Source organism: Streptomyces sp. NPDC001604, from assembly GCF_042893475.1.
Taxonomy (GTDB): Bacteria; Actinomycetota; Actinomycetes; order Streptomycetales; family Streptomycetaceae; genus Streptomyces.
In genome coordinates this window covers 1-22,402 of record NZ_JBIAUY010000004.1, presented here as the reverse complement: position 1 = coordinate 22,402, position 22,402 = coordinate 1, and the positions used below count along the sequence as shown (strand labels likewise).

Sequence of the window (22,402 nt, the reverse complement as noted above, 5' to 3'; positions counted from 1 at the left end):
ATGAGCGCTGACGGTCAGGGAAGAAGCCACTGGTTCGACGACGAAGCCGGTCCGGTCGTCCGTCCGTACGCGATGACGCGCGGCCGCACGACCAGTGTGGGCCAGCACCGCCTCGACCTGATCGCGGTGGTCGTCACGGAGCCTCATGCGGACGATCCGGACGCCGACGCGACACTGTCCCCGGAACACGTGGACATCGTCGACCTGTGCCGTGACACCCCACAGTCGGTCGCCGAGCTCGCCGCCGGACTCGATCTGCCGATCGGAGTGGTGCGCGTCCTCGTCGGTGACCTCGTCGCCAGGGAATTCGTCCATGTGACGCGGCCGGTGCCCCCTGCCGAACTGCCCGACGAGAGTATTCTGCGCGACGTGATCAACGGCCTCCGGGCACTGTGAGCGGCGCGGAAGCGGGGTACTGACGTGACAGGCTGGCAGTTCTGGATCGACCGCGGCGGCACGTTCACCGACATCGTCGCGCGGCGCCCGGACGGCCGCCTGCTGACGCACAAGCTGCTGTCGGAGAACCCGGCGCGCTACTCCGACGCGGCGGTCGCGGGCGTACGCGAACTGCTGGGCGGCTCCCAGGACGCCATCGAGGCCGTCCGGATGGGGACGACGGTCGCCACCAACGCGCTGCTGGAACGCAAGGGCGAACGCACACTGCTCGTCGTCACCCGGGGCTTCCGTGACGCGCTGCGCATCGCCTACCAGAACCGTCCGCACATCTTCGCCCGCCGCATCGACCTCCCCGAACTGCTCCACGAGCGGGTCGTGGAGGTCGACGAGCGGATCGCCGCGGACGGCACCGTCCTGCGCGCCCCCGACCTGGACGCCCTCCGCGGCCCCCTCCAGGAGGCGTACGACGAGGGCATCCGCGCCGTGGCCGTCGTCTGCATGCACAGCCATCTGCACCCCGCCCACGAGCAGGCCGTGGGGGAGCTGGCCGCACGCGTCGGATTTCCGCAGATCTCGCTGTCCAGCGAGGTCAGCCCGCTGATGAAGCTCGTGCCGCGCGGGGACACCGCGGTCGTCGACGCCTACCTGTCGCCCGTCCTGCGCCGCTACGTCCAGCACGTCGCCGACGAACTCCACGGCGTACGGCTGATGTTCATGCAGTCCAACGGCGGGCTCGCCGAAGCCGGGCAGTTCCGCGGCAAGGACGCCATCCTCTCCGGACCGGCCGGAGGCATCGTCGGCATGGCCCGGATGTCGCAGCTGGCCGGCTTCGACCGCGTCATCGGCTTCGACATGGGTGGCACCTCCACCGATGTCTCGCACTACGCGGGCGAGTACGAGCGCGTCTTCACCACACAGATCGCCGGCGTCCGGTTGCGTGCGCCGATGCTGGACATCCACACCGTCGCAGCCGGTGGCGGTTCGATCCTCCACTTCGACGGCTCCCGCTACCGCGTAGGGCCGGACTCGGCGGGCGCGGACCCGGGGCCCGCCTGCTACCGCGGCGGCGGTCCGCTCGCCGTCACCGATGCCAACGTCATGCTGGGGCGGATCCAGCCCGCCCACTTTCCCAAGGTGTTCGGGCCGGACGGCGACCAGCCCCTCGACGCGGCGCTCGTCCGCGACCGCTTCACCGCCCTCGCCCGCGAGATCCGCACCAGGACCGGTGACGACCGCACCCCCGAGCAGGTCGCCGAGGGCTACCTGCAGATCGCCGTCGCCAACATCGCCAACGCCGTCAAGCGGATCTCCGTGCAGAAGGGCCACGACGTCACCCGCTACGCCCTCACCACCTTCGGCGGCGCGGGAGGTCAGCACGCGTGCAAGGTCGCCGACTCGCTCGGCATCCGCACCGTCCTCGTACCACCCATGGCGGGCGTCCTGTCCGCGCTCGGCATCGGACTCGCGGACACCACCGCCATGCGCGAACAGTCCGTCGAGGCACCCCTGGAGCCCGCCTCCATGCCCGCCGTCCTCAAGACGGCCGCCGACCTGGAGGGAGCGGCCCGCGCGGAACTCCTCGCCGAGGACGTCCCCGAGGACCGCATCCAGGTCACCCGTCGCGCACAGCTGCGCTACGACGGCACCGACACCACCCTCACCGTCGAGCTGAACGAGCCCGACACGATGCGTCACACCTTCGAAGAACGTCATCGCGCCACGTACTCCTTCACGCTCGACCGCCCGATCGTGGTCGAAGCCCTCTCCGTCGAAGCCACCGGCATCACAGAACCCCCCGATCTCTCCGCCCTCGCCCCGTACGAAGGCCGCAGCGCCGCCCCGGACACCGTGCGCCTGCACACCGGCGGCGCCTGGCGCGACGTCCCCCTCCACCGCCGCGAGGACCTCCCTCCCGGCGAAACCGTCTCCGGCCCCGCGATCATCACCGAGGCCAGTGCGACGACCGTCGTCGACGACGGCTGGCAGGCCGTGGCACGAGACGACGGGCATCTGGTCATGGAACGTGCGGTGATTACGGAGAGTTCCGAGCTCGACACAAAAGCTGATCCGGTTCTCCTTGAAGTCTTCAACAACCTCTTCATGTCGATCGCCGAACAGATGGGCGCCCGGCTGGAGTCCACCGCCCAGTCCGTCAACATCAAGGAGCGGCTCGACTTCTCCTGCGCCCTCTTCGATCCGGACGGAAACCTGGTGGCCAACGCGCCGCACATCCCCGTCCACCTGGGGTCCATGGGCACCAGCGTCAAGGAGGTCATCCGGCGCCGGAAAACCTCGATGCGGCCCGGCGACACCTACGCCGTCAACGACCCGTACCACGGCGGCACCCACCTGCCGGACGTCACGGTGATCACCCCCGTGTTCAGCACGCAGGGTGACCGAATCCTTTTCTACGTCGCCTCGCGCGGCCACCACGCCGAGATCGGCGGCATCGCCCCGGGCTCCATGCCGGCCAACAGCCGCACCATCGACGAAGAAGGCATCCTCTTCGACAACTGGCTCCTCGCCGAGAACGGCCGCTTCCGCGAGGAGGAGACCCTCGGCCTGCTCACGAGCGCGCCCTACCCCTCGCGAAACCCCAGGACCAACCTCGCCGACCTGCGCGCCCAGATCGCCGCCAACCAGAAAGGCGTCGACGAAGTCGCCCGCATGATCGAGAACTTCGGCCTCGACGTGGTGCAGGCCTACATGAAGCACGTCCAGGACAACGCCGAGGAGGCCGTACGACGGGTCGTCGACGCCCTGGACGACGGCGAGTACGCCTACGAGACCGACTCGGGGGCCGTCATCCGCGTACGCGTGCGCGTGGACCGCGAAAACCGCCGCGCGACCGTCGACTTCACCGGTACCTCCCCCCAGCTGGCGAGCAACTTCAACGCCCCCTTCGCCGTGGTCAACGCGGCCGTCCTTTACGTGTTCCGCACCCTTGTAGCCGACGACATCCCGCTCAACGACGGTTGTCTGCGCCCCCTCGACATCGTCGTCCCGGCCGGCTCCATGCTCGCGCCCGAGCCGCCGGCCGCAGTGGTCGCAGGCAACGTCGAGACCTCCCAGGCCATCACCGGCGCCCTCTACGCAGCCCTCGGCGTGCAGGCCGAGGGCTCCGGAACCATGAACAACGTCACCTTCGGGAACGAGCGGCACCAGTACTACGAGACCGTGGCCTCCGGCTCCGGCGCGGGCGAGGGCTTCCCCGGCGCGCCCGTCGTGCAGACCCACATGACCAACTCACGGCTCACCGACCCCGAGGTCCTGGAGTGGCGGCTGCCCGTGCAGCTCGACGAGTTCGCCGTCCGGTACGGCAGCGGCGGCTCCGGCCGGTGGCCCGGCGGGGACGGCGCGGTGCGCCGCATCCGCTTCCATGAGCCCATGACGGTCTCCACGCTGTCCCAGCACCGCAGGGTCCCGCCCTACGGCATGGCGGGCGGCAGGCCCGGTGCGCTGGGCGCCAACCGGGTGGAGCATGCGGACGGCACGGTCACCCAGCTCGGCGGAAGCGACTCGGCCGACGTCGGCCCCGGCGACGTGCTCGTCATCGAAACCCCCGGCGGCGGAGGCTACGGACCGCCGCCGTCCCACCCCCAGCAAGCAGGAGAAGAGATCGATGATCTTCGGGCGTTCTGAGCGCGGGAAGCCTCCGGTCGAGCCCGTCACGCTCAAGATCCTGGTGGCCGGCGGCTTCGGCGTGGGCAAGACCACCCTCGTCGGCGCGGTCAGCGAGATCAGGCCGCTGCGCACCGAGGAACTGCTCACCGAGGCCGGACGGCCCGTCGACGACACGAGCGGGGTGGAGGGCAAGCACACCACCACCGTGGCCATGGACTTCGGCCGCATCACCCTCCGTGAGGACCTGGTGCTGTACCTGTTCGGCACGCCCGGACAGGAACGGTTCTGGTTCATGTGGGACGAGCTCTCCGAGGGCGCCCTCGGAGCCGTCGTGCTCGCCGACACCCGCCGCCTGGAGGACTGCTTCGCCGCCGTCGACTACTTCGAGCGGCGCTCCATACCCTTCCTCGTCGGTGTCAACTGCTTCGAGGGCTCGGCACGATACCCCGCTGACGACGTCCGCCAGGCCCTCGACCTGGACGAGGACGTACCGCTCGTGCTGTGCGACGCCCGCGACCGCGAGTCCGTCAAGGAGGTCCTCATCGGCGTGGTCCAGCACGCCATGGCGTACGCGGCCGACCGCCGCCAGACCGTCACCACCTGAACCAGGAGCGCGGCCCGTACCCCCGCCGACCGGGGTACGGGCCGCAGCCGAAGGGCTCACGCACGCGCGCGTGGGCCTAGTTCTCGCCGTCCTCCTCCCAGGCGAAGCTCTTCTCCACGGCCTTGCGCCAGTTGTGGTACTGGCGGTCCCGTACGGAGGCCTCCATGGCGGGCGTCCACTCGACGTCCTTCTGCCAGTGGGACTTCAGCTCGTCGAGGTCGTTCCACACGCCGGTGGCGAGCCCGGCCGCGTACGCGGCGCCGAGACAGGTCGTCTCGGAGACCTTCGGGCGGACCACCGGGACGTCGAGGACGTCCGCCTGGTGCTGCATGAGCAGGTTGTTCTTGGTCATGCCGCCGTCCACCTTCAGGGTGGTGATGTGCACCCCGGAGTCCTGGTACATGGCGTCCACGACCTCGCGCGTCTGCCAGCTCGTCGCTTCGAGCACGGCCCGGGCGAGGTGGGCCTTGGTGACGTAGCGGGTCAGACCGGTGATGACACCGCGCGCGTCGGAGCGCCAGTACGGCGCGAACAGGCCGGAGAAGGCGGGCACGATGTACGCTCCGCCGTTGTCCTCGACACTCGCCGCCAGGGGCTCGATCTCGTCGGCGGTACGGATGATGCCCAGCTGGTCGCGGAACCATTGCACGAGGGCACCAGTGATGGCTATCGACCCCTCCAGGCAGTAGACCGGCGCCTCACTGCCGATCTTGTAGCCCATGGTCGTCAGCAGCCCGCTCTTCGACGCCACCGGCCGGTTGCCGGTGTTCAGCAGCAGGAAGCTGCCCGTGCCGTAGGTGTTCTTCGCCGTGCCCACGTCATAACAGGCCTGCCCGAACACGGCCGCCTGCTGGTCGCCGAGGGCCGAGGCGACCGGCACCCCGGCCAGCTGGCCGACGGCGGTGCCGTACACCTCGGCCGAGGACCTGATCTCGGGGAGGACGGCTTCGGGGATGTTCATCGCGGAGAGGATGGACGGGTCCCACTGGAGGGTTTCCAGGTTCATCAGCATGGTGCGCCCGGCGTTGGTGACGTCCGTGACGTGCTGACCACCCTCGGTGCCGCCCGTCAGGTTCCAGATGAGCCAGGAGTCGATGGTGCCGAAGGCGATCTCGCCGTTCTCGGCACGGGCCCTGAGCCCGGGCACGTTGTCCAGCAGCCAGGCGGCCTTGGGACCGGAGAAGTAGGTGGCCAGCGGCAGTCCGGTCTGCTCGCGGAAACGGTCCTGGCCGTCCGAGCCGCCGAGCTGGTTGGTCAGCGCCGCGGTGCGGGTGTCCTGCCACACGATGGCGTTGTGCACGGGCTTGCCCGTCGCGCGGTCCCACAGGACCGTGGTCTCGCGCTGGTTGGTGATGCCGAGTGCGCTGAGCTGGTCGGCGCGCAGCCCGGCTTTGGCGATCGCTCCGGCGACCACCGCCTGCACCTTGGACCAGATCTCCGTGGCGTCGTGCTCCACCCAGCCCGGCTTCGGGAAGATCTGGCGGTGTTCGCGCTGGTCGACAGCGACGATCGCACCGTCCTGGTTGAACACGATGCAGCGGCTGGAGGTGGTGCCCTGGTCGATAGCGGCGACGAACTTGTCCGTCATGACGTCCCCTTCGTCGTTCCTTCAGAAGGCTGCTTTGAGCAGAAGGCTGCTGTGAATCAGAGGGCTGCTGTGCCGATGAGCCCGGAAAGCACCCCGCCGATCAGCGGTTCCGACCACCGGGTTCCACGTGCTGCGGCCTTCGCCGTGGGTGTCTGCGTTGCTCATGGCGGCTCCTAGGCCCTGTCCCGGGGTGATCGACCCCGGTCCTCGGTGCAGGGTGCGTTTTCCCGTGGCGACTTCAGCCGAAGGCAGGAAAGCTCCCGCGCCCCGCCCGGCGTCCGTGACGAGCGTGCCGTCGCAGCCGAATCGCCCGTGGGGGAACGGGCCTGTCTTCAGGCGGGGCCCGCGCGGCGCGTGCCTGGATACACCGTGTATGTACGGCGATGTCGACTGACACCGGAAGTGTTCACCGGCGCCCACAGAGCGTCAAGGTCGCCGACGGCAACGGTGACAGCCGCCGTTGTGCCCGAGCGAAGGAGAGACGGTCGGTCGGTATGTACGACGATCAGCCTAGGCCGGGTTCCGCCACCGCGCACCCGGCCTGGGCGGGCGCGGTCCCCGAGCCGCGCCGGATCTCGTGGCCCGGCAGGCCCGCCCGGCCCAGCACCCAACTCGCTCCGTGCAGCGATTTCGCAGCCTTCTTCAGCGGCGCCAGACACGCGGCGGCCTGCCGGTGGTCCGTCACACTGCCCGGCGGGCACACGACCGTGGCCAGGGACAACGTGACGGGACGCCCACCGGCCGACCAGGGCGCGTCCAGCACCGAGGCGGCCAGCGGATCCAGCCACTCCGGTTCGGCGAGCACCAGGAAGTCGTCCCCGCCGATGTGGCCGACGCGAGTGCTCCCGGACGCCGCGTGTTGCAGCGCCCGCCCCACCGAGCGGATCAGCTCGTTCCCTGCCGCGAACCCGGCCCCGTCGTTGACCTGCTTGAAGTGGTCCACATCCAGCCAGCTCAAAGCGAACGGCCGGCCGTCCGCGATGCAACGGTCCACCTCGCCCGTGATCGCGTCCGAGCCGGGCAGCCGGGTGAGCGGATTGAGGCCGACCGCCTCCTCGACCCGGCTCTCGGCCAGTGCCCGCACGAGGTCCGCGAGCCGTACGACACCCACGCACCGCCCGGTCCGGTCCACCACCGCCACATCGTCCGAGGTGCGGCCGCGGTCGCCGACGGCCACCACGTCCAGGACCTCCCAGGCGGTGGCGTCGACGCCCACCGTCCGCGGCACGTCCCCGAGCTTTGCGGCCGGCCGGTCGGCGTACAGCGCATGTCCGTAGCGCCCCGACATCGACAGCAGGAAGCGTGAGCGGTGCACCGACCGGACGGGCCTCCCGTGCGCGTCCACGAGCAGCACGCCCGACACCTCGGGAGACCCGGTCAGCAGTGCCCGTACCTGACCGGCCGACGCGGTGGCCGGCAGCAGCGCGGCGGGCCGTAGGAATTCCAGCACCGAAGGCGGCCCCGACCTCGGGACCGTCAAGGCGCCGGGGGAGCGGGGCGGAACGTATACGTCCGCCGCGGGTAGCCGGGCCGGCGGTGCGAACAGCTCGCCCTGCGCCAGCTGGGCCCCGGCCGAGACCGCTGCCGCGCACTGCAGTTCCGTCTCGACCCCCTCGACGGACAGGAGCGCTCCCAACTGCTCGCACAGTGTCCGCATCGCCCTGACCGCCGCCGGTCGCGCCAGCAGCGACGCATCCAGCTTCACCAGGTCGGGCCCCATGTCGGTGAGCAGCCGCAGCGGTACGTCCCCGTCCCCGATGCCGTCGGCACTGATCCGGAAGCCCTGCACCCGCAGCGCGCCCACCGCCTCCAGCAGCGCCTGCTGCGGGACGTGCGTGTACGGCGGCCCGATGTCGATCGTCACCTCCCACGGCAGCCGTCCAGCCTCCCGCACGGCGGTGTGCAGCGGGGTGAGGCCGCCGAGGTCGGCCAGGGTGCCCGCGAACACGTTGACGTGCAGCGGCAGCAGCGTCTCCTTGCCGGCCGCCGCCCGGACCGCCAACACCGCCAGCCGACCGTCCAGTTCGGGGTCTCGACGGGCCTCGGCCAGGATGTCGCCGGTCTCCGGGCGGGCGAGTATCTCCAGCCCTGCGACCCCTCCGGTGGTCAGGTTGACCACGGGCTGGAAGGCGAAGCGGAGAGTATCCGTCCAGGAGTGCACGGGAGCATGATGGCTCCACCGGCGCACGCCCTGGCCCAGTTCATGAGACGTTCACGCAGCATTCCTGGACGATCACGCAGCGTAGGAGAAAGGGCTTGCCCGGCAGTCGCCTACCGCAGCGCGACGACCGCCGACCCGTGTCCGAACAACCCCTGGTTCGCCGTGATGCCCACCCGCGCCCCCGCGACCTGCCGCTCACCCGCCTGCTGCCTCAACTGCCAGGTCAACTCGCACACCTGGGCAATCGCCTGAGCGGGAACCGCCTCTCCGAAGGAGGCCAGCCCGCCGCTCACGTTCACCGGTATTCGCCCGCCCAGGGCCGTCGCCCCCTCCCGCAGCAGCTTTGCGCCTTCGCCCTGGTCGCACAGCCCCAGATCCTCGTACCACTGCAGCTCCAGGGCCGTGGACAGGTCGTAGACCTCCGCGAGGGAGAGGTCCTCGGGTCCGAGGCCCGCCTCCTCGTAGGCCGCCCCCGCGATCGACGCGCGGAACGAGTCGGCGGCCGGCTCCACCGCCAGCGCGGAGTCCGTCGCGATGTCCGGCAGATCCAGGACCGTGTTGGGGTAGCGCGGCGTCACCGTGGACACGGCCCGTATCCGCACCGGCCGGCTCACTCCGCGCCGATGTGCGAAGTCCATGCTCGACAGCACCAGAGCCGCGCCTCCGTCCGACGTCGCGCAGATGTCGAGCAGCCGCAGTGGATCGGCGACCACCGCCGAGGCGGCGACCTCCTCGGCGGTGACCCGCTTGCGGTAGCGCGCATTGGGATTGAGCGCACCCAGGGCCGAGTTCTTCACCTTGACCTGGGCGAAGTCCTCCACGGTGTCGCCGTGCACGGCCATGCGGCGGCGCGCGTACAACCCGAAGTACGTCGGATTCGTCGCCCCCAGCACCCGGAAGCGCAGCCAGTCCGGATCGTCGGGCCGGTCGCCTCCCGCCGGCCGGAAGAACCCCTTGGGCGCCGCGTCGGCGCCCACCACGAGGACCACGTCCGCGAGACCCGAAAGGATCTGCGCCCGGGCGGTGCTGACGGCCTGCGCCCCGGACGCGCACGCCGCGTACACACTCGTCACTCTGGCCCCCTGCCAGCCCAGAGCCTTCGCGAAGGTCGCACCGGCCACATAGCCCGGATATCCGCCCCGCACGGTGTCGGCGCCGACCACCGAGCCGATGTCCCGCCAGTCCAGTCCGGCGTCGGCCAGCGCCGCACGGGCCGCCGCAGTCCCGTACTCGACGAAGCTGCGCCCCCACTTGCCCCACGGGTGCATGCCCGCGCCGAGCACCGCCACCTCACCTGTCATGCCCTCACCCCCGTCGGCCGCCAGTGCCAGGTCGTCCAGACCGTCTCCGCGTCCTCATGGAGCACCCCCGGGACGACCTCCACCTCCATGCCCACCGTCAGATCGGCGACGGTGACCCCGGGAGCCGCCTGCCCCAGCACCACGATCCGCTCGGACTCCAGCTCCACAGCGATCAACGCGTACGGTTCCCACGGAAGTTCCGGATTGGTCACATAGGGTGACGGTGGCCGATATCGGCTGTCGGTGTACGACCAGACGCGCCCGCGCCGGGACAGCGGCACCTCCTCAAGAGCTCCGCCCGCGCATCCCGGATTCCGGCAGTGAGTGTCTTCGCGGGGGAAGAACACCGAACCGCACGATGCGCAGCGGGTGCCGAGGAGCCTGAAGCCGTCCCCGTCCCCGTCGCCGGTGAACCAGCCGTCGACCACGGGCATGCGTGTACGAGACAAAGCCCCTCCCTGGCGTACGATCTGACGGAACGTCAGAAGTGTGTCACGGGCATCCGGAATTGGGCAGGGCAGGAGACATGACACGTCTCTCCCGTGCAGTACGCGGTCTGGTCACCGCACTCGCCGCCGCGCTGGCCGTTACCGTCGCCTCCGCCCCCACCCGGGCCGCGACGGAGCCCAAGGCGCCGAAGGACTTCGTGGCCCTGAGAACCGTGGACCCGACGATCATCCAGGAGATGCGCTACTTCACCCCGCACAACTTCGTCGGCGAGCGCATCGACGGCTACCGGCAGCCGATCTGCCTCCTCACCCGGCCGGCCGCCGAGGCACTCCACAAGGCCCAGATCAGGCTGCTGCGCAAGGGCTACACCCTCAAGGTCTACGACTGCTACCGGCCGCAGCGCGCCGTGAACCACTTCGTGCGCTGGGCCGAGGACCTCGACGACCAGGCGATGAAGAGCGAGTTCTATCCGAACGTCGACAAGACCCGTCTGTTCGAGGACGGTTACATTGCGAAGAAATCCGGCCACAGCCGGGGATCGACCATGGACCTCACCCTCGTGAAGCTCCCTGCCGAACCGACCCGGCCGTACCACCCAGGACAACCCCTGGTGCCCTGCTACGCCCCCAAGGACGAGCGCTTCCCCGACAACTCCGTCGACATGGGCACCGGCTTCGACTGCTTCGACACCCTCGCCCACACCCTCGACCCGCGTGTCCAGGGCGAACAGCGCGCCAACCGGCTGCTCCTCAAGACCACCCTGGAGGGGCTCGGATTCGTGAACCTCGCCGAGGAGTGGTGGCACTACACGTACAAGCCCGAGCCCTACCCGGACACCTACTTCGACTTCCCCGTCTCCTGGAAGTCGCTCACCAGCGGCAACTGAGCCGCCCCCCGAAGACGTTCGTCAGTTGATCGGATACATTCCGCTTCGTGTCCGAAACTCATGCCTCCACCCCCAACTCCGCGCCCGACTCCCACTGTTCGAGCTGCGGAGCGCCCTATGGAGAGGGCGTCTCCGGCTGGCCCCGCACCTGCCCGACCTGCCACGCGGTGGCCTACCGCAACCCCCTGCCGGTGGCCATCGCGCTCCAGCCCGTGTACGACACGAAGGGCACCGCCCTGGTCGTCATCACCCGAACCGTCGCCCCCGCGCGCGGAGGCATCGCGTTGCCCGGCGGCTACATCGACGACCGCGAGGACTGGCGGCAGGCCGTCGTCCGCGAGCTCAAGGAAGAGACCGGCATCGACGCAGCCGGGCGCGATGTGCGGCTCGTCGACGCCATGAGCTCACCCGACGGGCACCTGCTGCTGTTCGGGCTCCTTCCGGAGCGCCCGGCCGAAGGCCTCCCGCAGTCCACGGCCACCGACGAGACGGAGGGCTGGCACCTCCTGCGCAGGCCGGAGGAGCTCGCCTTCCCCCTGCACACGCTCGCCGTACGGGCCTGGTTCGAGGGCCGGTACGTCTGAGTCAGCCCTCCTTCAGGCCTCGCACACGCACCGGGTAGGGCGGCTCGCTCGTGCCGCCCTCGCCCTGGCGCTCGACGATGAGCCGCCGTCTCGTCCAACGGGCGACGTAGCGCTCCAGTTCCGGCTCGTCCCATCCGTCACCCGCGTCCTGCACCACCAGCCCGCCCCCGCTCCGTCCCCGGGCGGGCGCCCAGACCTCCAGCTCCAGCCCGCCGTCGTCCCCGCGCACGGGGACGACCGCACCCGCGCGCGCGAGCACCGGAATCCGCGACAAGGGGGCGTCGAGGAGCGCCTGCCCCGGCCCCTCGTACACCTGCTCCGTCACCGTGTCGTACCAGCGCCCCCGGGGCAGGTGCACCGCCCGCCGGTCCGCTCCGGGGTCGAGCACCGGCGCCACCAGCAGACAGTCGCCCAGCAGGAACGCGTCCTCGCAGTCGCGCAGCGCACGGTCCTCGGGCGCCGCCCACCACAGCGGCCGTACATAGGGTGCTCCGGTGCGCCGGGCCAGATGCGCGAGCGTCATGAAGTACGGCAGCAGCCGCCGGCGTTCGACGAGCGCCACGCGCGCGTGCTCCAGCACTTCGGCACCGAACTCCCAGGGCTCCCGGCGCCCCGCCCGCAGGCTCGCGTGCGTGCGGAACAGCGGCAGGTACGCGCCCAGCTGGAGCCAGCGCAGATACAGCTCCGGCGACGGGCTCCCGTCGAAACCGCCCACGTCCGGCCCCGAATACGGCACTCCGCACAGCCCCAGCCCCATGACCAGCGACAGTGAGGCCCGCAGCCCGGGCCAGCCCGTGGCCACGTCACCGGACCACGTTCCCCCGTAGCGCTGCAGGCCGGCCCAACCGGAACGCGAGAAGATGAACGGCCGTTCCGCGGGAGCCAGTTCGCGCAGCCCCTCATAGGCAGCCCGGGCCATGCACAACGCGTAGACGTTGTGCGCCTCCCGATGGTCTCCGCCGCGCCCTTCCAGCGAGTGCCTGGCCGAACGCGGCAGCGTCGACTCCCCGAAGGCGGCGAACGAAGTGGGCTCGTTCATGTCGTGCCAGAAACCCGAGAACCCCTGGGCGAGCCGCTCCTCGTACAGACCGCCCCACCACTCACGCACGCGCGCGTGCGTGAAATCCGGGAAGACCGCCTCTCCGGGCCACACGACGCCGCGCACGATCCGCCCCGAAGCGTCCCGCACAAAGGCGTCCACGGCGACCCCGCTGTCGTACACCGCGTTGTCCTCCGCGGCCTTGACCGCAGCGTCGACGATCGACACCAGCCGGATCCCGTCCCGGCGCAGCTCCTCGGCCAGCACCGGCAGCTTCGGAAAGTTCTCGTGGTCGACCGTGAACACCTGGTGCTCGTCGTAGTGGTCGATGTCCAGATGGACGGCGTCGAGCGGCAGCCCGCGCTCCTGGTAACCGGAGACGATCCGCCGCACCTCCTGCTCACTGCCGAAGCCCCAGCGCGCGTGGTGATGACCCAGCGCCCACGCCGGCGGAAGCGCAGGCGCGCCCGTCAGCGACGCCCAGGTGAGCAACACGCGCGCGGGGGTGCCCACGACCACCCAGCAGCGCAGCGGGCCGCCGTCCATCCGCAGCTCGCACGTCCCCGCCCGGTCGTGCCCGGACCCGGCACCCTCCTCGCCCTCGCGCAGCGTCACCGTGCCGTCCCACGAGGTGTCGTGGAACACCAGATGCGTCGCCGCGTCGGCCACCACCAGCTGAACCGGCATCGTGAGGTACAGCGGATCCTCTTCGGGGCCGAACGCGCGCCCCGGGTCCGTGTTCCACAGGCGGTACGTTCCTTCGCGCAGCCGCGGGCCCGACGCCCGCCCGCCGAGTCCGAAGAACCGCGCGTCCGCGGCCACCTCCGAACGCTGCATCCAGCGTGCGGTACCGCCACCGACCGGCTCCCACCAACGGGGCGGCAGATCACGGCGCAGGGGCACGCCTCCGGGCGTGAGCACCTCGATCGCGCCGTGCCGCGAGACGACCACCGTCACCCGCTCGGCCACGACCCGCCAGCCGCCGTCCTTGTCCGGCTCCAGGACCGCCCGCGGATCCGGCTCCGGACAGCGGCCCGCGAGCGCGTACGACGGCTCGGGAGAGGCCCCGTCCCAGCCCCAGAAGACCGCTCCGTTCACCGCGACGAAGATGCGCAGCTCGGACCGGCTGAACCGGACGATGCCACCGCCCGGACCGGGCTCCACCTCCTGCACGGGCCCGGGCACCCGCGCGCGCTGGGCACCTCGCGACGGCAGCGCGGAGGCGTCGGCACGCCTCCTGCGCCACGCCGCCCTCACGGTACGCAACCCCTGGGCCGACCTCACCGAACCGACCACCCTTATCGAACGCACCAGGTCACGACCGTCCATGCTGCTCACCCTGCCATTGACCGCCCCACGCGCGCGTGTCGTTCAACTGCCGTTCACCCGTGCCGGGACCACATCTTCACGACGCCGACTATGTGGGGCGCGCCCTGGTGCAGAAGTCGATCACATGGCATCGTCCGTGTCAGCCGCGTCACGCGCACACCCCAGCCCGTGCGCGACCGACGCATACGACGCGCACAGTCCGGGAGCCGCCCATGTCGACCGTGAACCCACAGCCGCTCTGGCAGCCAGATCCTGAGCGCATCGCCCAGGCGCAGGTCACAAAGTTCCAGGCCTGGGCGGCCGAGCAGCACGGCGCTCCCGCCGAGGGCGGCTACGCGGCACTGCACCGCTGGTCCGTCGACGAACTGGACACGTTCTGGAAAGCCGTCACCCAGTGGTTCGACGTACGGTTTTCGACACCCTACGCGCGCGTACTCGGTGACCGCTCGATGCCGGGCGCCCAGTGGTTCCCCGGGGCGACTCTCAACTACGCCGAGCACGCCCTGCGCGCGGCCGCCACCCGCGCGGACGAACCGGCCCTCCTGCATGTCGACGAGACACACGAGCCGCGCCCGGTGACCTGGTCCGAGCTGCGCCGCCAGGTCGGTTCCCTGGCCGCCGAACTGCGCGCCCTCGGCGTACGCCCCGGAGACCGCGTCAGCGGCTACCTCCCGAACATCCCGCAGGCCGTCGTCGCCCTGCTCGCCACCGCCGCCGTGGGCGGCGTCTGGACCTCCTGCGCCCCCGACTTCGGCGCCCGCAGCGTCCTGGACCGCTTCCAGCAGGTCGAACCGGTCGTCCTGTTCACCGTCGACGGCTACCGCTACGGCGGCAAGGAGCACGACCGCCGCGACATCGTCGCCGAGCTGCGCCACGAACTGCCCACGCTGCGTGCCGTCGTCCACATCCCCCTTCTCGGGACGGAGCCTCCCGCAGGTGCCCTGGACTGGTCCGCCCTGACCGGCGCGGACGTGGAGCCGGTCTTCGAGCAGGTGCCCTTCGACCACCCCCTCTGGGTGCTTTATTCCTCGGGCACCACCGGCCTGCCCAAGGCGATCGTCCAGTCCCAGGGCGGCATCCTGATCGAGCACCTCAAACAGCTCGGCCTGCACTGCGACCTGGGCCCGGAGGACCGTTTCTTCTGGTACACCTCGACCGGCTGGATGATGTGGAACTTCCTCGTCTCCGGCCTCCTCACCGGAACGACGATCGTGCTCTACGACGGCAGCCCCGGCTTCCCGGACACGGGCGCCCAATGGCGCATCGCCGAACGGACCGGAGCCACCCTCTACGGCACCTCGGCGGCGTACGTCATGGCCTGCCGCAAGGCCGGCGTCCACCCGGCCCGCGACTTCGACCTCTCTAAGGTGCAGTGCGTCGCCACCACCGGATCCCCACTGCCGCCCGACGGATTCCGCTGGCTGCACGACGAGGTGCGCGACGATCTGTGGATCGCATCCGTCAGCGGCGGCACGGACGTGTGCTCCTGCTTCGCAGGAGCTGTACCGACCCTCCCGGTGTACATCGGAGAGCTTCAGGCACCCGGCCTCGGCACCGATCTGCAGTCCTGGGATCCGGCCGGCAAGCCCGTGATCGACGAGGTCGGCGAGCTCGTGGTCACCAACCCCATGCCGTCGATGCCGATCCGCTTCTGGAACGACCCCGACGGCAGCCGCTACCACGACAGCTACTTCGACACCTACCCCGGTGTATGGCGCCACGGCGACTGGATCACCGTCACCTCCCGTGGCTCGGTCGTCATCCACGGCCGCTCCGACTCCACCCTGAACCGCCAGGGCGTGCGCATGGGGTCGGCCGACATCTACGAAGCCGTCGAGCGCATTCCCGAGATCAGGGAATCCCTCGTCATCGGCATCGAACAGCCCGACGGCGGCTACTGGATGCCCCTCTTCGTGCACCTCGTTCCCGGCGCCACCCTGGACGATGCCCTGCTGGCCCGCATCAAGCAGACCATCCGCGAACAGCTCTCACCGCGCCATGTCCCCGACGAGATCATCGAGGTCCCCGGCATTCCGCACACCCTCACCGGAAAGCGCATCGAGGTCCCCGTCAAGCGCCTCCTCCAGGGCACCCCGCTGGAAAAGGCCGTCAACCCGGGCTCCATCGACAACCTGGATCTGCTGCACTTCTACGAGGACCTCGCCCGCAAACGCGCCTGACACGGGCGGCTCAACCGCCGTAGGTGGCCTCGGACTCGCCGAGCACGGCAGCGAAGTCCGAGGCCAGCCGCGCCGCGTCGGCCGGCTCCAGGTCGGCCACGGAGATCCGCACCCCCGGGGGTGACGACGACCGGAACCGGGCCCCGGCGGCAACCCACCAACCGTACGAGCGCAGCCCGTTCACCACGGCCGACTCGTCCTGCACGGGCACCCACAGGTTCATCCCGCTGGCCCCGCACGCCGGAATGCCACGATCGTCCAGCTCTCGCAGGAGGGCGCCACGGCGCTCTTCGTACATCTCCTCGGCACGCGCCACCAACGCGCGCGTGGCCGCGTCGGTCAGCAACCCGTGCACGGTCTCCTGGAGGAGGTGACTGACCCAGCCGGAGGTCAGCAGCAATCGCCCGTCGTGGCGGGCCAGGGTGGTCGCGTCACACGCAGCTGCCGCCCACCGCAGATCGGTCCCGAGGAACTTGCTCACCGTGCGCACATGCACCCAGCGCGTCAATCCGCCTCCGGTCAGCGAGTGGAGGGGCGCGCCGGCGACGGAGGACGCGTGGTCGTTCTCGACGACCAGTACGTCCGGCTCGTCCTGGAGCACGTCCACGAGCGCGTCCCGGCGTGCCACGGAGAAGCAGCCGCCGTACGGATTCTGCGCCCGAGGACTGCACACCACAGCCCGCACACCCGCCCGCAGCGCCACCCGCAGGGCCTCGGGCCGCACACCCTCGTCGTCCACGGCCACCGGCACGATGCGCAGCCCCAACGCGGTGATCAGGTCCAGCAGATGGTGATACCCCGGGTCCTCCATCGCCACGGCGTCGCCGGGCCGCAACTCCACGGACAGCAGCCGGCCGATCAGATCCAACGCCCCATGCGCGAAGGTCACATGCTCCACGGGGACCCCATCGGCCCCCATCCAGTCACGCGCGGCGTCCTCCAGCCGCGCCAGCCTCGGCGTCGAACGGTGCGACCGGGCACCGGGCGACAGCCGTGACGGCGGTACGAGAGCGGGCAAGAGGGCGGGATCCGGATGTCCGCCGGACAAGTCCCGCAGCCCCTGCGGGACCTTGGGCGGCCGGCGTGACGCCACCGCGGGAGCCGGAGCCACCACGGTCCCGCCCCGCCCGCGTGTGACGACGATGCCTCGCCGGCGCAGCTCCTTGTAGGCGGTGGCGACGGTGCCGGGGCTGACCCCGAGGTCGTCCGCGAGCCGTCGCACGGGAGGCAGCGTGGCCTCGGGCCGCAACGACCCCTCCGCCACGGCCCGTTCGACGGACGCCGCAATTCCCTTGGCCGTCGTACCAGAGATCCCATATTGTGTTGCCACGTTGGAAATTATGTACCAGTACATAACTGAAGGCAAGGGGGAGCAGTGCATCCGATGCGCCGCGCAGTCGCATGGTCGAGCCGCATACCCGGAGGGCGTGACGGACGCAGAATGCTCACCATCGCCCTCGTCGACCGCATCGGCAGCGGGTTGTGGGCGTCCGTCTCCGTCCTGTACTTCACCTACGTCTCGGGTCTCTCCGTCACCCAGGTCGGCACGCTCGCCGCAACCGCCGGAGCCATCGGCATCGCCGGAGCGCCCCTCGGGGGCCGCATCGCCGACCGATTCCCGCTCACCCGCGTTCTGCTCGCCGTCCAACTCCTGCGCGCACTGGCCTCCCTGGCGCTCCTGACCACGCACGACTACGCCCTGCTCCTCGCCTTTTCCGCGGTCGGCAGCCTCGGAGACCGCGCGGCAAGCGTCCTCACCAGGCTCTATGCCACGCGCGTGGCGGGCCCCGGACGCGTCCGCTACCAGGCCGTCCACCGCACCATCGCCAACGCGGGCTGGGCCCTGGGCGGCCTCGCCGCCGCGGCCGCCCTGGCCCTCGGCACCACCTCTGCCTACCAGTGGCTCCTTTCCGGCGACGCACTCTCCTTCCTCGCCTCCGCCCTCCTCACCCTGCGCTGCGGTGAACCCCCGTCCGCATCCCGCATCGTCGCCACCTCGAAGACCGGGGCGCCCGCGACGAAGCCGGCCGGCACAAATCCCTGGCGCGACCGCACCTACCTCGCCTACGTCGCCACCGAAACCGTTCTCTTCCTCGACGACGCCGTCTTCAAGGTCGGCCTGCCCCTGTGGATCGCCCACGCGGGCAACGCACCGCACGGGCTCGCGCCCCTGCTGCTGGTCCTCAACAACGTGATGGTGGTGGCCCTCCAGGTCCCCCTGGCCCGCTTCGGGGCCACCACTGCGGCCGCCCGCGCGCTTCTCCTCCCGCTGTCAGCAGTCTTCGCTCTCGGCGGCGTTGCCATGGCTCTCTCGGCCACCGGGAGAGCCGTCACCGCGACCCTGCTCCTCGCGGCCTCGGCCGCCGCGTTCACCCTGGCCGAGATGCTCCACGCCACCATCTCCTGGGAACTCTCCGTGGCGCTCGCTCCCCGCACCGCGCAGGGCGCCTACCTCGGCGTGCACGGCCTGGCCCTCCGCCCAACGCAGCGTCGGGCCACTGGCCGTCACCGCGGCCATCACCACCGGCCCGGCCGGCTGGTTGACCTTCGGCGCGATCATCGGCCTGACCAGCCTGATTCAGCACCGCCTGATCCGCGATCGCCTCGCTGCGACGCCATTGTCAGTGCCGACGGTTACTGTGAGTGAGCATTGATCGACCGTGCACAGGGGGAAACATGGCGCACACCAACGACCAGAGCATGCGACGCGACCTGCGCCGCGAAATCGCAGGCACCATCGGCCTGCTGACCGACGAGCACGACTTCCGCGCCATGCGGCGCTACCGCAGCTTCACCTTCGACAACCACACGAGCTACCTCCAACAGGTCGAGGCGCTCCTCAAGACACGCGCCTCCCAAGGCAGCCACACCACGGTGGCCCTCTTCGACCCGCAGGAGTACGCGGAGTTCTGCCGGAACACAGGCCTCGACCCCGACGTCCAGTCCAGCCGCACACGCTTCACCGCTGAACTGGCCACCACAGGACCGGTGCTTCCCTACGAGGGCCAGCCCCTGGCCGACCTCGTCCCCGCCCTTGTCGATGAAGCCGTCCGACAGGCCACCTGGGAGTACGCGTCCACGCTCCTCGCCCGCCTCGGCGCCTGCGCCTCCTGCGGCGAGGACATCGGCCGCGCCGCCTTCACACGCGCCTCCCATCTCCTCGTCCGCATCCTCGACACAGCAGGGCCAGGCAACCGCCACCTCGTCTGCAGTGTCACGGCAACACCCGAGACACTCGTCTCCGTCCTCCACACAGACGAGGACGGCCAAGGCGGCATCCAACTCGACGAAGCCGAAGCACTCGAATTCACCACAGTCCTGGCCCTCGGCATCGCCACCCAGAGCCCGGGCGGACTTGTCATCCGCACCAGCGCCCCCGGCACCACCGACCGCGTCTACGGCTGGCGTCTGCGCGGAGAAGGCCTCGAACCCCTCACGGCCGGCGAGGTGTTCGACGCCTACTGCACCGACATCGAATCCGGAGACATCATCTCCCCGGAATCGGACGTCGACTACTGCGTACCGCCGGACCTCGGAGAGGAAGGACAGACACCGGGTCACCGCCACTGAAAGCAGAGGGGCGCTCCACCCGCAGGTGGAGCGCCCCTCAAGAACAGCCGGCGAAACAACAACCGACGGTCGCTCGGCTACTCGCCGGACAGCACCGCCTGAGCCGCGTTGCGCGCATCCTCAGCGCTCTCCGCGGCCCGCGCCGCCGCGGCCGCACGCTCGCACTGGGCCAGCGTGTACTTGCCGAGAGTGGCCCGCACATAGGGAATGGACGCCGCACCCATGGAGAGGGAGGTGACACCGAGACCGGTCAGCACACACGCGAGCAGCGGGTCCGACGCCGCCTCACCACAGACACCACAGCTCTTGCCCTCGGCCCTCGCCGCCTCCGCGGACAGCGCCACCAGGTCGAGGAGCGCGGGCTGCCACGGATCCTGCAGACGGGACACCGCCCCCACCTGACGGTCGGCCGCGAACGTGTACTGCGCGAGGTCGTTGGTGCCCAGCGACAGAAACTCGACCTCCTGCAGAATCGACCGAGCCCGCAGTGCGGCTGAAGGAATCTCGACCATGGCGCCGAACTTCGCCCGCAGTCCCGCTTCACGGCACGCGTCCGCGAACGCCTTGGCGTCGGCACGGTCCGCGACCATCGGGGCCATGACCTCGAGGTAGACCGGCAGCCCCTCAGCTGCCTTGGCGAGTGCCGTCAGCTGGGTGCGCAGAACCTCGGGGTGATCGAGCAGCGTCCGAAGACCACGTACGCCCAGCGCCGGATTGGGCTCGTCGGCCGGCGTGAGGAACTCAAGCGGCTTGTCCGCGCCGGCGTCGAGCACACGGACAACCACACGGCCCTCGGGGAACGCCTCGAGCACCTGTCGGTACGCCTCGACCTGCTTCGCCTCCGACGGGGCGTTCTTGCTGTCGTCCAGGAAGAGGAACTCAGTGCGAAACAGACCCACACCCTCTGCCCCGGCCTCGACTGCGGCCGGCACATCCGCAGGCCCGCCGACGTTGGCCAGCAGCGGCACCTTGTGACCGTCGGAGGTGGTGCCCGGGCCGGTAGAGGCGGCAAGCGCTGCCTTGCGCTCGGCGGCCGCGGCCTCCAGCTGTCCCTTCTTCTCCTCGCTCGGGTTCACAAAGATCTCGCCGGTACTGCCGTCGACAGCGATCACCGTGCCCTCGGCCAGCTCACCGGCACCCGGCAGCGCCACCACGGCCGGAACACCGAGCGCCCGCGCAAGAATCGCGCTGTGGCTGGTCGGCCCACCCTCCTCGGTGACGAAGCCGAGGACCAGGGCGGGGTCGAGCAGCGCCGTGTCAGCAGGCGCAAGGTCACGTGCAATAAGAACGTACGGCTCGTCGCTGTCCGGAACACCCGGCATCGGCACTCCGAGCAGCCGGGCGACGATACGATTCCGCACGTCATCCAGGTCGGCCACACGACCCGCCAGGTACTCGCCTGCACCGGCCAGCAAGGCCCGGTACGCGGCGAAAGCGTCGTACACGGCACGCTCGGCCGTGCTCCCGACGGTGATACGCCGTTCGACGTCCGCCATCAGCTCGGGGTCCTGCGCCATCATGGCCTGCGCCTCGAGCACCGCCTGGGCCTCACCCCCGGCCAGATTGCCGCGCGCCATCAGATCGGCCGCCACGGCATCCACGGCCTGGCGGGCGCGCCCCTGTTCACGCTCCGCGTCCTCCGCCGGAATCTGCTTGGCAGGCGGCTCCAGCACCGCTGTTCCCATGTGCCGAACCTCGCCGATCGCCACACCGTGACTCACACCGACGCCTCGCAGCGTTGTCTCCATCTCACCGTCTCCGATAGTGCGGCGGGTCCCGCCGCCGCTGTGGTTGTCCTGCTTGCCGTCATAGGACGGCACTGACGTCACTTCCAGAGGAAGAGACTGTCGCCCGCCTTCACGTCACCATCGTCACGAAGATCGGAGAGAGCCTCGGCAGTGGCCTCGAGCGCCACGATGGGGCACACCGCCGACTTGCCGGCGGCTTCCACGGCGGCCGGGTTCCAGCGCACCACGCCCTGTCCCCGCGTCACGGTGTCGCCCTTGTTCACGAGCAGTTCGAAGCCGTCACCGTTGAGCTGCACGGTGTCGATACCCAGGTGTGTGAGGACACCGTGCCCGTGCTCGTCGACAACGACGAAGGCGTGCGGATGGAGAGAGACGATGACTCCGGCCACGGGAGCAACGGCCTCGGACGGCTCGCGCACGGGGTCGATGGCCGTACCCGGGCCCACCATGGCCCCGGAGAAGACTGGATCCGGCACTGCTGCCAGGCCGATGGCGCGTCCTGCAATAGGGGACGTCACGGTGGTCATGGGAAGCCTCCCAGAGATGGAGATCCATAGGGCCGTCACTGCCTGTGCCGGACGGCGCACTGTGGAGCAGGGTATGTCAGATGAACTGCCGGTTCCGCATGGAAGATACCGGATAGTGGTCTAGACCACCAGCTCCATCGATTTGCCCCTGCTTCCCGGCCGCGTGTACAGTCGTACTCCTGCTTGAGGCCGAGCGGCGCGACTGAGCGTCCTGGCTTCAGCGGCACCCACACTTGTCAGATCCTATCTCGGGGTCACCTTCTGCATGCCTGCAGGGAGGTGGTCAGGGGGTACGGAAAAACACTGATAGAGTTTGGAACACCGAAGGGAAGCGCCCGGAGGAAAGCCCGAGAGGGTGAGTACAAAGGAAGCGTCCGTTCCTTGAGAACTCAACAGCGTGCCAAAAATCAACGCC

16 protein-coding genes are annotated in these 22,402 nt (G+C 70.2%); 8 read left to right on the top strand and 8 right to left on the bottom strand.

What is annotated here, in order from left to right:
* The 3 genes from ACFY1E_RS13170 to ACFY1E_RS13160 are packed head-to-tail and all read left to right on the top strand — an operon-like array spanning nt 1 to nt 4,624.
* Complete coding sequence (locus ACFY1E_RS13170) at nt 1–396, top strand: DUF742 domain-containing protein (protein WP_389074966.1); 396 nt, start codon at nt 1–3, stop codon at nt 394–396.
* Between the two features lie 24 nt (nt 397–420).
* On the top strand, nt 421–4,038 hold the full coding sequence (locus tag ACFY1E_RS13165) for a hydantoinase B/oxoprolinase family protein (RefSeq protein WP_389074963.1): 3,618 nt from the start codon (nt 421–423) through the stop codon (nt 4,036–4,038).
* Nucleotides 4,019–4,624, top strand: a complete 606-nt coding sequence (locus tag ACFY1E_RS13160; protein ID WP_123963798.1) for an ATP/GTP-binding protein — start codon at nt 4,019–4,021, stop codon at nt 4,622–4,624. The genes ACFY1E_RS13165 and ACFY1E_RS13160 overlap by 20 nt, the downstream gene beginning before the upstream one ends.
* A gap of 76 nt (nt 4,625–4,700) precedes the next feature.
* Here the strand turns inward: ACFY1E_RS13160 and glpK are convergent, their stop codons facing one another.
* The 4 genes from glpK to ACFY1E_RS13140 form a co-directional block, all read right to left on the bottom strand.
* Nucleotides 4,701–6,212: a glycerol kinase GlpK gene (gene glpK / locus ACFY1E_RS13155; protein WP_389074960.1), complete on the bottom strand. Its 1,512-nt coding sequence runs from the start codon at nt 6,210–6,212 to the stop codon at nt 4,701–4,703.
* Between the two features lie 505 nt (nt 6,213–6,717).
* Nucleotides 6,718–8,373 carry a GGDEF domain-containing protein gene (locus ACFY1E_RS13150; protein ID WP_389074958.1) on the bottom strand — a complete coding sequence of 552 codons (1,656 nt, stop codon included), beginning with the start codon at nt 8,371–8,373 and terminating at the stop codon, nt 6,718–6,720.
* Nucleotides 8,374–8,483: 110 nt separating this feature from the next.
* Nucleotides 8,484–9,674, bottom strand: coding sequence for a lipid-transfer protein (locus ACFY1E_RS13145; protein ID WP_389074955.1), 1,191 nt, complete (start codon nt 9,672–9,674; stop codon nt 8,484–8,486).
* Complete coding sequence (locus ACFY1E_RS13140; protein ID WP_389076000.1) at nt 9,671–10,102, bottom strand: Zn-ribbon domain-containing OB-fold protein; 432 nt, start codon at nt 10,100–10,102, stop codon at nt 9,671–9,673. The genes ACFY1E_RS13145 and ACFY1E_RS13140 overlap by 4 nt, the downstream gene beginning before the upstream one ends.
* Nucleotides 10,103–10,200: 98 nt before the next feature.
* On the opposite strand from ACFY1E_RS13140, the gene ACFY1E_RS13135 reads away from it, so the two are divergent.
* Together ACFY1E_RS13135 and ACFY1E_RS13130 are read left to right on the top strand one after the other, a co-directional pair.
* Nucleotides 10,201–11,010 carry a M15 family metallopeptidase gene (locus ACFY1E_RS13135; RefSeq protein WP_389074953.1) on the top strand — a complete coding sequence of 270 codons (810 nt, stop codon included), beginning with the start codon at nt 10,201–10,203 and terminating at the stop codon, nt 11,008–11,010.
* Between the two features lie 47 nt (nt 11,011–11,057).
* Nucleotides 11,058–11,594 carry an NUDIX domain-containing protein gene (locus ACFY1E_RS13130; RefSeq protein ID WP_389074951.1) on the top strand — a complete coding sequence of 179 codons (537 nt, stop codon included), beginning with the start codon at nt 11,058–11,060 and terminating at the stop codon, nt 11,592–11,594.
* A gap of 1 nt (nt 11,595) precedes the next feature.
* Here the strand turns inward: ACFY1E_RS13130 and ACFY1E_RS13125 are convergent, their stop codons facing one another.
* Nucleotides 11,596–13,962 (bottom strand): TIM-barrel domain-containing protein, encoded by a 2,367-nt coding sequence (locus tag ACFY1E_RS13125; protein ID WP_389074949.1) that lies wholly within the window; start codon nt 13,960–13,962, stop codon nt 11,596–11,598.
* Nucleotides 13,963–14,174: 212 nt separating this feature from the next.
* Here ACFY1E_RS13125 and ACFY1E_RS13120 point away from each other — a divergent pair, with 212 nt between their 5' ends.
* Nucleotides 14,175–16,142 carry an acetoacetate--CoA ligase gene (locus tag ACFY1E_RS13120; protein WP_389074946.1) on the top strand — a complete coding sequence of 656 codons (1,968 nt, stop codon included), beginning with the start codon at nt 14,175–14,177 and terminating at the stop codon, nt 16,140–16,142.
* 10 nt (nt 16,143–16,152) lie between these two features.
* Here ACFY1E_RS13120 and ACFY1E_RS13115 read toward each other — a convergent pair whose 3' ends face one another.
* Complete coding sequence (locus ACFY1E_RS13115; RefSeq protein WP_389074944.1) at nt 16,153–17,472, bottom strand: aminotransferase class I/II-fold pyridoxal phosphate-dependent enzyme; 1,320 nt, start codon at nt 17,470–17,472, stop codon at nt 16,153–16,155.
* Nucleotides 17,473–17,583: 111 nt separating this feature from the next.
* Here ACFY1E_RS13115 and ACFY1E_RS13110 point away from each other — a divergent pair, with 111 nt between their 5' ends.
* Nucleotides 17,584–18,789: an MFS transporter gene (locus tag ACFY1E_RS13110; protein WP_389074942.1), complete on the top strand. Its 1,206-nt coding sequence runs from the start codon at nt 17,584–17,586 to the stop codon at nt 18,787–18,789.
* Between the two features lie 29 nt (nt 18,790–18,818).
* Nucleotides 18,819–19,712, top strand: coding sequence for a hypothetical protein (locus tag ACFY1E_RS13105; RefSeq protein ID WP_389074939.1), 894 nt, complete (start codon nt 18,819–18,821; stop codon nt 19,710–19,712).
* Nucleotides 19,713–19,789: 77 nt separating this feature from the next.
* Here ACFY1E_RS13105 and ptsP read toward each other — a convergent pair whose 3' ends face one another.
* Both ptsP and ACFY1E_RS13095 read right to left on the bottom strand, forming a co-directional pair.
* On the bottom strand, nt 19,790–21,460 hold the full coding sequence (ptsP, locus tag ACFY1E_RS13100) for a phosphoenolpyruvate--protein phosphotransferase (RefSeq protein ID WP_389074936.1): 1,671 nt from the start codon (nt 21,458–21,460) through the stop codon (nt 19,790–19,792).
* A 77-nt stretch (nt 21,461–21,537) separates the two neighbouring features.
* On the bottom strand, nt 21,538–21,987 hold the full coding sequence (locus tag ACFY1E_RS13095; protein ID WP_389074934.1) for a PTS glucose transporter subunit IIA: 450 nt from the start codon (nt 21,985–21,987) through the stop codon (nt 21,538–21,540).
* Nucleotides 21,988–22,402: the final 415 nt, after the last annotated feature.

What these genes read in the sequence shown, in the direction of transcription:
- ACFY1E_RS13170 (WP_389074966.1), top strand. Translation starts at nt 1, where the DNA reads ATGAGCGCTGACGGTCAGGGAAGAAGCCACTGGTTCGACGACGAAGCC.
- ACFY1E_RS13160 (WP_123963798.1), top strand. Translation starts at nt 4,019, where the DNA reads ATGATCTTCGGGCGTTCTGAGCGCGGGAAGCCTCCGGTCGAGCCCGTC.
- glpK (WP_389074960.1), bottom strand. Translation starts at nt 6,212, where the DNA reads ATGACGGACAAGTTCGTCGCCGCTATCGACCAGGGCACCACCTCCAGC.
- ACFY1E_RS13145 (WP_389074955.1), bottom strand. Translation starts at nt 9,674, where the DNA reads ATGACAGGTGAGGTGGCGGTGCTCGGCGCGGGCATGCACCCGTGGGGC.
- ACFY1E_RS13135 (WP_389074953.1), top strand. Translation starts at nt 10,201, where the DNA reads ATGACACGTCTCTCCCGTGCAGTACGCGGTCTGGTCACCGCACTCGCC.
- ACFY1E_RS13125 (WP_389074949.1), bottom strand. Translation starts at nt 13,962, where the DNA reads ATGGACGGTCGTGACCTGGTGCGTTCGATAAGGGTGGTCGGTTCGGTG.
- ACFY1E_RS13120 (WP_389074946.1), top strand. Translation starts at nt 14,175, where the DNA reads ATGTCGACCGTGAACCCACAGCCGCTCTGGCAGCCAGATCCTGAGCGC.
- ACFY1E_RS13110 (WP_389074942.1), top strand. Translation starts at nt 17,584, where the DNA reads ATGCTCACCATCGCCCTCGTCGACCGCATCGGCAGCGGGTTGTGGGCG.
- ACFY1E_RS13105 (WP_389074939.1), top strand. Translation starts at nt 18,819, where the DNA reads ATGGCGCACACCAACGACCAGAGCATGCGACGCGACCTGCGCCGCGAA.
- ptsP (WP_389074936.1), bottom strand. Translation starts at nt 21,460, where the DNA reads ATGGAGACAACGCTGCGAGGCGTCGGTGTGAGTCACGGTGTGGCGATC.
- ACFY1E_RS13095 (WP_389074934.1), bottom strand. Translation starts at nt 21,987, where the DNA reads ATGACCACCGTGACGTCCCCTATTGCAGGACGCGCCATCGGCCTGGCA.